This is a genomic window from Paenibacillus alkaliterrae (assembly GCF_021532375.1).
Lineage (GTDB): Bacteria > Bacillota > Bacilli > Paenibacillales > Paenibacillaceae > Pristimantibacillus > Pristimantibacillus alkaliterrae.
This window is the reverse complement of sequence record NZ_JAKGAP010000116.1, coordinates 1-9,569: the sequence shown is the minus strand read 5'-3', so window position 1 is coordinate 9,569 and position 9,569 is coordinate 1. Positions and strand designations below refer to the sequence as shown.

Annotated in this window: 11 protein-coding genes; 2 read left to right on the top strand and 9 right to left on the bottom strand. The window is 52.6% G+C overall.

Going from position 1 to position 9,569, the window contains the following annotated elements; genetic code table 11:
* Positions 1–42: 42 nt before the first annotated feature.
* The 9 genes from L1N85_RS26130 to L1N85_RS26090 form a co-directional block, all read right to left on the bottom strand.
* On the bottom strand, positions 43–198 hold the full coding sequence (locus L1N85_RS26130) for a hypothetical protein (protein ID WP_235241502.1): 156 nt from the start codon (positions 196–198) through the stop codon (positions 43–45).
* A gap of 125 nt (positions 199–323) precedes the next feature.
* Entirely contained in the window at positions 324–620 is a 297-nt protein-coding gene (locus tag L1N85_RS26125; RefSeq protein WP_235241948.1) for a DUF6036 family nucleotidyltransferase, read from the bottom strand.
* 162 nt (positions 621–782) lie between these two features.
* Positions 783–1,637 carry a MetQ/NlpA family ABC transporter substrate-binding protein gene (locus L1N85_RS26120; protein WP_235241947.1) on the bottom strand — a complete coding sequence of 285 codons (855 nt, stop codon included), beginning with the start codon at positions 1,635–1,637 and terminating at the stop codon, positions 783–785.
* 53 nt (positions 1,638–1,690) lie between these two features.
* Positions 1,691–2,350, bottom strand: a complete 660-nt coding sequence (locus L1N85_RS26115) for a methionine ABC transporter permease (RefSeq protein WP_407946574.1) — start codon at positions 2,348–2,350, stop codon at positions 1,691–1,693.
* On the bottom strand, positions 2,350–3,351 hold the full coding sequence (locus L1N85_RS26110; protein WP_235241950.1) for a methionine ABC transporter ATP-binding protein: 1,002 nt from the start codon (positions 3,349–3,351) through the stop codon (positions 2,350–2,352). Before L1N85_RS26110 ends, L1N85_RS26115 begins: the two co-directional genes overlap by 1 nt.
* Before the next feature lie 250 nt (positions 3,352–3,601).
* Positions 3,602–4,084, bottom strand: a complete 483-nt coding sequence (gene bcp / locus L1N85_RS26105) for a thioredoxin-dependent thiol peroxidase (protein ID WP_235241945.1) — start codon at positions 4,082–4,084, stop codon at positions 3,602–3,604.
* A 27-nt stretch (positions 4,085–4,111) separates the two neighbouring features.
* Entirely contained in the window at positions 4,112–4,903 is a 792-nt protein-coding gene (locus tag L1N85_RS26100; RefSeq protein WP_235241944.1) for an ABC transporter permease, read from the bottom strand.
* 5 nt (positions 4,904–4,908) lie between these two features.
* On the bottom strand, positions 4,909–5,703 hold the full coding sequence (locus L1N85_RS26095; RefSeq protein ID WP_235241943.1) for an ABC transporter permease: 795 nt from the start codon (positions 5,701–5,703) through the stop codon (positions 4,909–4,911).
* Positions 5,700–6,725 carry an ABC transporter ATP-binding protein gene (locus tag L1N85_RS26090; protein ID WP_235241949.1) on the bottom strand — a complete coding sequence of 342 codons (1,026 nt, stop codon included), beginning with the start codon at positions 6,723–6,725 and terminating at the stop codon, positions 5,700–5,702. Before L1N85_RS26090 ends, L1N85_RS26095 begins: the two co-directional genes overlap by 4 nt.
* Before the next feature lie 192 nt (positions 6,726–6,917).
* Between L1N85_RS26090 and L1N85_RS26085 the strand changes: the two genes are divergently transcribed.
* A complete protein-coding gene (locus L1N85_RS26085; RefSeq protein ID WP_235241942.1) occupies positions 6,918–7,961 on the top strand; it encodes an LCP family protein in 1,044 nt (347 codons plus the stop codon).
* Positions 7,962–8,065: 104 nt separating this feature from the next.
* Positions 8,066–9,376, top strand: coding sequence for a glutamate-1-semialdehyde 2,1-aminomutase (locus L1N85_RS26080; RefSeq protein WP_235241941.1), 1,311 nt, complete (start codon positions 8,066–8,068; stop codon positions 9,374–9,376).
* The last annotated feature ends 193 nt before the right edge of the window (positions 9,377–9,569 follow it).

The window sequence follows — 9,569 nt, the reverse complement described above, 5'->3', positions numbered from 1 at the left end:
TACAGGGCAGCTTGGTCTTTACCCCGACCGGACTTCCACCGGTTAGTTATACCTAGCTTGGCTAGGCGCGCTGTAAAAGTTGGTCGTATTATACAGGTTTTTGGCATTCTGACACGCTTGATCCAGGTACGCAAACAACCGATGGCCAGGTTTGATCCACACTTGATGGGTCCTGTACGTGGACTTCGAATCTGACATGACTTCACCTCCTTCCAGCCATAAAATACGAACCACACGAATGTATGTTCCCTCCAATTTTATTATACCGCTAATAAATATGGAAGGAAAGACCTTCTTGTGGGCGTATTCAGGAGGTCACCGATTCACCTCGCCACTTGCAGAAGTGGGAGTCCTCTCAGCGAAAATTGATAGAAATAATGCTCGTCAAAAACCTCGAGGCCATACTCGGAGAAAACTCTGGAGAACCTCGAAGGAATAATATCGACGTCATTTGATCCCCGATTATTTTTCCTCGCTAATACAATTGCAGAATACCCTACAACAAAAACTTCTATTGGAGGTTGGCCGTTTAATGCCTTGTCGACTTCCTCAAAGAGCTGAAGGATGCTTTCTCTAGTGACAAAGGCTTCATTTCCATCAAAAAAATCCAGCTTCTCCACAACCATCCCCCTCTTTCCGTACATACAAATCGTCTATTCCAGTATACTACAATGCAAGCGAAAACGGCTGTCGCCTTCCTTGCGGCAAAAGCCCGTTTCGCGATGAAATAGAAAAAAGCGCCCCCGCCAATCCGGCAGGAGCACTCCCCAACAACTTGGCGCTTAAAATGCAGCTACAATAGCGCCTTTATAGGTGTCTTCGATAAACTTCTTCACTTCTGGCGAATGAAGCGCTGTTGCCAGCTTCTGCATCGCACCGGAATCCTTATTTTCCGGACGCGAGACGAGAATGTTCACGTATGGCGAATCCGCGCCCTCGATGAACAGCGCATCCGCCGTCGGAACAAGATCTGCCTCAAGAGCATAGTTGGTGTTGATGAGCGCAAGCTCGACCTCGTCCAATACGCGCGGCAGCGTAGCCGCCTCTACCTCTCGAATGTCGAGCTTCTTAGGATTTTCCACGATGTCCGCTACCGTGCCGTTCACGCCAACGCCTTTCTTCAGCGTGAGCAGGCCATTAGCGGCCATGAGAGCAAGCGCTCGTCCGCCATTCGACGGATCGTTCGGGATGACGACCTTGCCGCCTTCCTTCAGCTCCTCGAGCTTCTCGATTTTCTTTGAGTAAGCGCCGAAAGGCTCGATGTGTACGCCTGCAACAGTAACGAGGTCGTAGCCCTTGTCTTTGTTGAACTGCTCCAAGTACGGCGTGTGCTGGAAGAAGTTCGCGTCGATCTGCTTTTCGTAAAGCTGCGTATTCGGCTGGACATAGTCGTTGAACTCGATAATTTCAAGTGTAACGCCTTGCTCCTGCAGCATCGGTTTGACGAACTCCAATAGTTTCGCGTGCGGCACCGGCGAAGCGCCTACCTTCAAGATGACTTCGGCAGGAGTCTCTCCGCCCGCACCTTGATTAGCCTCCGCGCCGTTTGTATCGTTCGCGGCACCTTTTTGTTGCCCGCAGGCCGCTAATGCCAGCATAAGCATCATTGCAACTAAGATATAGCTTGTCTTTTTCATAATTATTCCTCCATCGCTGTTATTTCTCTCTAAGTTGAACGTATATCTAAACCCTATTTCCTGCTGTAACGCCTCACAAGCGCATCGCCAATCGTCTGCAGCACTTGAACGAGCACGATGAGCAGCGCTACGGTAACGAGCATGACATCGGTCTGGAACCGCTGATAGCCGTAACGAAGCGCCAGGTCGCCAAGCCCGCCGCCTCCGATAACGCCAGACATGGCCGTATACGACACAAGCGTCACGGCGGTTATCGTCACCGCGGCGAGCAAGCCCGGACTGGATTCCCGCAGCAGCACGTACCGCACGATATCCCATTTCGTTGCGCCCATCGCCTGCGCCGCTTCAATGACGCCGCGATCAACCTCACGCAGCGAGGTTTCCACCAGCCTCGCGAAAAAAGGCGTCGCCGCGACGACAAGCGGCGGAATCGAGCCTTCGACGCCCAGCGTCGTACCCGTAATGATTTTGGTAACCGGCATGATCATGATCATCAAAATGACGAATGGAACCGAGCGCAGCACGTTGACGATAAAGGAAAGCACGGCGTAAACGATCGGCTGCTGCAGCAGCTGCCTGTGTGAAGTAAGAAATAAAATGATGCCCAGCATCAAACCGAAAACAATCGTAAAAATAAGCGAGGCTGTCATCATGTACAACGTATCCTTCGTCGCATCCCAAATCTCCGGCCAACGAACGTTCTCGAAGCTCATCATACGGCTTCCACCTCCAGCCCTTCCTTGCGCAGTTCGGCAATGACGCGCTCGATCTCCTCATCGCCGCCGATCAGCTCCACAATAAGCTGGCCATAAGGCGTCTGCTTCATGCGGGATACCGTTCCTTGCAATATCGCAAACTGCACGGAGGTCGGCTTTACAGCGTTATATAGAATCGGCTCGTACGTCAAATCGCCAATATAGGTCATGCGCAATAGACGGCCCTTACGCTCCCGCAGCAGCTGCCCGTTCGCTCCGCTGTCGGCCACCTGGTCGACAAAATCACGCGTAACGGGATGCTCCGGCTTCAAAAAGACTTGCAGCACGTCACCCATCTCTACGATCTCGCCCTGATCAATGACGGCCACGCGATCGCAAATCGCCCGTATCACGTTCATTTCATGCGTAATGAGCAATATCGTTATGCCAAGCTTCGCATTGATATCGAGCAGCAAAGCAAGTATAGAATTCGTTGTTTGCGGATCCAGCGCGGATGTCGCCTCGTCGCAAAGCAGCACGTCGGGGTTGTTCGCGAGTGCCCTTGCAATGCCTACGCGCTGCTTCTGTCCGCCCGACAGCTGCGCCGGATATTTATCCGCATGCTGTTCCAGCTGCACGAGCTTTAGCAGCTCGTCGACCCGTTTGTTCACCTCGGCCTTGGACAGCTTCGCAAGCGTTAGCGGAAAGGCGATATTATCGCGTACCGTAGCCATCGAAAGCAAATTGAAATGCTGAAAAATCATCCCTATCCGCCTGCGCTGCCGCTGCAATTGCCGCTCCGACAAGCCGGTCAGCTCCACGTCGCCTACGGTTACCGAGCCCGAGGTTGGCTTCTCGAGCAGGTTAACGCAGCGCAGCAGCGTGCTTTTCCCAGCGCCTGAATGGCCGATAATGCCGAATATCTCGCCCATTTGAACCGTCAAACTAACGTTGCGAACCGCTTCTACCGAAACCGCGCCGACAAGATACGATTTTCTGATGTTATGTAGCCTGATCAGTTGAAGTCCCCTCCTATCGAACAAACAAAACCATATTGTACAAACACCCGGAAAGGATGTCAACGTCCAAAATTACCCAGCCTAAACGGGCAGATTCTAAGAAGCCCGCGATCCTGCAGTTGATTTCCTCTATTGTTTCCTCATTCCATTAATTTACTCTTTCATGATGATCAGCGAAAAGGCCGCCGATCTATTGCTTTCGGCAGCCTTGCCAAGTCTCCATGCCGCTCGTTAAGCGATCCGCAATATCCTACAACTGCCGAACCGCCTCAAGCACCTGCTCCGTGTGTCCCTTCACCCGTACCTTTCGCCATTCCCGCACCAGCTTGCCCTTCTCGTCTATAAGAAAGGTCGATCTTACAAGTCCCATATACTCCCTGCCATACAGCTTCTTCAGCTGCCACACCCCGTATAACTCGCATACCTCATGCTCCGTATCGGCCAACAATAGAAAGGGCAGCTCCTTCTTTTCGATAAACCTTTGATGAGTCTTGACGGTATCGAGGCTAATGCCCAGAATGACCGTGTTGTATTTCAGCATTTCGTCGTTCGAATCGCGGAAGTCGCAGGACTGCTGCGTGCAGGCCGTCGTCATATCCTTTGGATAAAAATAAATAACGACGCGGCTGCCGCGATAATCGCTTAATCTCACCATTTCTCCGTTTGAAGCCGGCAATACAAAATCCGGCGCTGGCTCTCCTGCCTTCAGCTCTGTCAGCTTACCCACCTCCATGAAAAACTCATCTTGATTGTTTGCCCATTACGATCCCGCACCGCGATAACGCTTCACGCCATGGTTCCACAGTAATAAACCAAGCGTGAACACGATTACGCCCATGACCGGAGTCAGCAGCGCCAGCTGCGACAGGTCGTCTGCCTTTTTTTCCAGAAAATATGAAGCTGGAATGACACCTACAAAAGCAAACGGAAGCAGCCAGGTCAGTACGAATCGAATCATTTTGTTATAAATGTTAACCGGGTAACGGCCATAGTTTTGAATGTTGTACATGAGCGGCACGATGCCGGTCGGCGCGTCGGAATAAAAGGAAATCGCGCTTAGCGCCGTATACAGCCCCGCGTAAATAAACACAGCTCCAAGCACGAGCAGCATAAGCATCAGCACGTCCAGCACATGGAACGGAAGATCAAGCTGCGTCCAGCAGAGCGCCATGATGACCGCTCCTACGAAGGAGCCAATGAGCGACGGCGGATCTACGTTTTCGAGCAGCACCTGATACAAGCTGTGCGCGGGCCTCGTGAGCACCCGGTCCATCTCGCCCTTCACGATATACCGCTCGCTGAAATTCCAAATGCTGAAGAAGGTGCTGAACACGCCGTACGGAATCATGAAGAAGCCGTACACGAACACGACCTCAGCCTCCGACCAGCCGCCGAGCGACGGCGTATGCTGGAACACGATTAAGATAAAAATGAGGTTCATCCCTTGGAACAGCAGATCCGATAGTACCTCGATCCAGAAATCCGCACGGTAAGTGAGCCGCGTCTTCGCGTAATTTTTAATATATTCCCAGAACAGCGTTGCATATCTCATCCTCATTACCCCCCTTGCACGAACAGCCGCTTACGGGCGGCGCGCCATGTCAGCCATATCGGTACCAGAAGCGCTGCGAACCAGAGCACCTGCACGCCAAACACATGCAGCGCTTCGCTGCCCGGCGTTCGTCCCGTAAATACGGAGCTTGGCAAATAGGTAATCGCCTGGAACGGCAGCCATTGCATCACAGCGGAAAGCCATCCCGGGAAGAAAGCGATCGGCACCACAACGCCGGAGAACAGGTCGACCATGACGCGCTTCATGCGCATCATCCCCTCGTTATTTTCCACGAAAAAGGCGAACAGCCCCGTCAATATATTAATTTGCGAATTAATCAAAAAGCTGAAAAACAGCATGACTAAATAGATCAGCCAAGTGGTCGGATCCGTTGGCAGCGTGACCGGAAAGATCAGGCAGACGATGATCATCCCGGGAATCATGAACAACAGCATGCGGAACAAACCTTCGCCGAAGCCCTGCATCATTTTGACGAGCAAGTACGAATAAGGCCGAATAAGCTGCACCGCTACGCTGCCGTCGCGAATTTCATTGGCGATTTCACGGTCCAGATTGTTAAAATAAAACGCGCGAGCCATCCACGATACCGCGACATAAGTCGTCATTTGGGTCACCGTGAAGCCGGCCAGCGTTTCCTGGTCGCCATAAATCGCTTGCCAGAGAAAATAATAGGCCCCGATGTTAATGGCATAAATAATAATACCGCTATAATAGTTAACGCGGTATGCGAGCATCATCAGAAATCGTATCCGGACAAAATCGATATAAGCGCTCATCATGACGTTGCCGTCTCCTTCGAGGTCGCCGCCGAGCCCGTTTGATAAATGCCGCGAACGATGTCGTCCGTATTGGTCTCGATAATTTTGATATCGCGAATATCCGCTCCCCCTACTACGCGGGCAAGCGCATCGGAGACGCTGACCGCGTGCGGAAGCCACATTTTCGCGGTAACCTCGTTCTCCAACGTCCAGGTTACGTCCAATGTATCGGTCAGCTGCTGCAGCTTGGCGAGCGGCGTTTGCGACGCGAATTGAAACTGGATTTCGCGGCCCTTGCTCCACCTGGTTTTGAGCTCCTCCAGATTGCCGTCATAAATGATACGTCCGTCATCGAGCATTATGACGCGCGAGCATAGCGCTTCTATGTCTTGAAGGTCATGAGTCGTCAGCAAAATCGTCGTTCCCTGCTCCCTGTTCATCTGCATGAGGAAGTCGCGGATTTCCGTCTTCACGACGATATCGAGACCGATTGTCGGCTCATCGAGGAACAGTATCAACGGGTTATGGAGAAGCGATGCAACCAGCTCGCAGCGCATCCGTTGTCCGAGGCTCAGCTTACGCACGGGCCTGTTCAGCAGATCGCTCAGTTGAAGCCTTTCGACCAGCTCATTCAGGCGCTTGCGGAAGTCCTGCTCGGACACCCTGTACACCTTGCGCAGCAGTTGGAACGATTCGATAACGCCGATATCCCACCAAAGCTGCGAGCGCTGTCCGAATACGACGCCGATGCCGTTCACGAACTTCTCGCGGTCCTTATAGGGCACATAGCCGTTTACCTTGATGTCGCCTGAGGTCGGCACCAAAATGCCGGTCAGCATTTTGATCGTCGTCGATTTCCCGGCGCCGTTCTCCCCGATGTAGCCGCAAATTTCACCCTGCGGAATTTGGAATGATATATCTTTGACCGCCGTCACCTCGTTGTACTCGCGTTTAAACAAGTCCTTGAGGGCTCCGGATAAGCCTTCACGGTTCTTTTGCACTTTAAATTGCTTGCGTAAATCTTTCACGTCAATGGCCAGCATCTGGTTCATATAACCCCTTTCGCTTCGACATTTCCTGGGAAATACCGATTTTTTTTTACTTAAAACGATAAAACTTGCTTCCGCATGTCGTTCAGCTTTATAATTTTATGATAAGTAATAATACATTAGTTCACGCAAAGCGTAAACGGTTTATGCTGGTCCACAGCCCTTGAAAGGAGCACTTCTAACGAAATGCGAAAACAAACGAATAAGAAAAAAAGATGGAAATGGTTGTTCATAAGCCTCTCAGTTATATTGGGCGCGGCGCTCGCGTTCACGATTTACTGGGGCGTTGGCGTATATAATGCATTGGATAATTTCAGCGACCCGGACGGACAGGAAACGGTTATCGATCCTGAAAACACACCTGTCCCTGTTCCGGAATGGGAAGGTAAGGAGCGGGTTAATATTTTGCTGCTCGGCGGCGACGCACGGGGCGTAGACGAAGGACAGGCTGCACGGTCTGACTCTATTCTGGTCGCTTCCTTCGATCCCGTAACGAAAAAAGCTCATCTGTTCTCCGTTCTGCGGGATACGTACGTCAATATCGAAGGGCATGGCCGCGGCCGCATCAACACAGCCCTTACGCTAGGCGAATATCCGCTCGCGATGAAGACGGTCGGCGACCTGCTCGGTCTCGACATTCAATACTATGTATACACCGATTTCGAGGGCTTCAAGTCTCTGATCGATACGATTGGCGGCATATACTTCGAAGTCGAGAAGGACATGCATTACACCGATAATGCGGACGGAAACCGATATGATATCGATCTCAAAAAAGGCTATCAGCTGCTCGACGGCGACAAGGCGCTTCAATATGTCCGTTTCCGGTATGACGCCATGAGCGATTTCACCCGCACGGAGCGTCAGCGCAATTTCCTGCAGGCCGTTTCCAAGGAGCTGCAATCGACATGGAACCTCGTTCGCATGAAGAAGATACTCGAGAGCGTTCAGCCATATATCGATATGAACATAAGCGTCGGCGACATGCTGAAGCTTGGCCAGCTTGGCGTAAAAAGCCGAATTGCCGGCACGACCCAAATTCCGCCGATGGAGATGATTTCCGAAGACCATGTCGGCGGCGCGTCCGTCATCGGAATAAGCGACGAGGACGAGCTTCGCTCCTTCGTCCAAATGACGCTCCAGCAGGATCAAACCGTTCCTGAGCCTGCGGAAACAGGCACGCCTGCTGACGGTTCGGCAGACGGCGCTGCCGGCAATACTCAGCAGTAACTTAAGAATACACGCAGCGGCATACGCCGTTTGCGTGTATTTTGTTGCCGGCGAATGCCAATAAGAATCGAGATAACTAAATCACCTACTGGAGGATACCTTTCATGATCATACAACGAACGAATTCCGAACAGCTATATGAAGAAGCGCTGCAGCATATCGTCGGCGGCGTAAACAGTCCCTCCCGTTCCTACAAAGCGGTAGGCGGCGGCGCGCCCGTGTTCATGAAACGCGGCGAGGGCGCCTATTTCTGGGATGTCGACAATAATCGATACATCGACTACTTAGCCGCATACGGCCCGATTATAACCGGACATGCCCATCCGCATATTACGGAAGCGATCGTACGCGCCGCTCAGAACGGCACGCTGTACGGCACGCCGACCGAGCTGGAAATAACGCTCGCCCGCATGCTGAAGCAAGCTGTTCCTTCTATGGACAAAGTGCGTTTCGTCAACTCGGGCACAGAGGCCGTCATGACGACGATTCGCGTGGCCCGCGCCTATACGAAACGGACCAAAATCATTAAGTTCGCCGGCTGCTACCACGGCCATTCCGATCTCGTGCTCGTAGCGGCAGGCTCCGGTCCGTCCACGCTCGGCATTCCGGACAGCGCAGGCGTTCCGTCCAGCATCGCAAGCGAGGTTATTACAGTTCCGTTCAATAACCTGCCGGCATTGAAGGCCGCTTTGGAGCGCTGGGGCGACAATACGGCAGCCGTCATGGTCGAGCCGATTGTCGGCAACTTCGGCATGGTGATGCCGCATGAAGGCTTCCTTGAAGGCTTGTGCAAGCTTACGCGCGAGGCCGGCGCGCTCGTCATCTATGACGAGGTGATTAGCGCCTTCCGCTTCCATTACGGGGCAGCGCAAACCTATGTCGCATTCCCGGATCCCAAGGCGATAGAGCCGGACTTGACCGCGCTTGGCAAAATCATCGGCGGCGGCCTTCCGATCGGAGCATACGGCGGACGCAAAGCTATCATGGAGCAGGTCGCTCCGCTCGGTCCTGCCTATCAAGCGGGCACGATGGCAGGCAATCCTGCCTCCATCTCCGCAGGCATCGCCTGCCTCGAGCTGCTCCTGGAGCCAGGCATCTACGATATGATGAACTCACTTGCCACTAAGCTTGCCGCAGGCCTTCACGCGGCAGCTAAGGAATACGGCATTCCGCTGACGATCAATCAAATTCGCGGCTCGTTCTCGGCGCATTTCTGCGACCATCCTGTGACGAACTACGAGGAAGCGCAGAATACGGACGGCGAGCTCTTCGGCCGGTTCTTCAAGCTGATGCTCGACCAGGGCATTAACCTCGCGCCGTCGAAGTATGAGGCCTGGTTCTTGACCACGGCCCACACCGAAGCAGACATCGACGCAACGATTAACGCCGCTAACTATGCGTTCTCCCGGCTTTAAACGGAGAGCTTTGCGAGGAAATCCTGTTAATGAACTTTTACGTATAATGATTTAAACTATTTTGTTGTGTACGGTTCCCCGTATTCTTTGAGTGAACTACCCCTACTTAGCTACGCTTGAAGTAGGGGCTTCCTGGTCAATATCTCTACAGAGACAAGTTTCCCCAGGCTCAAAAGGTGGAACCCACCTCTGC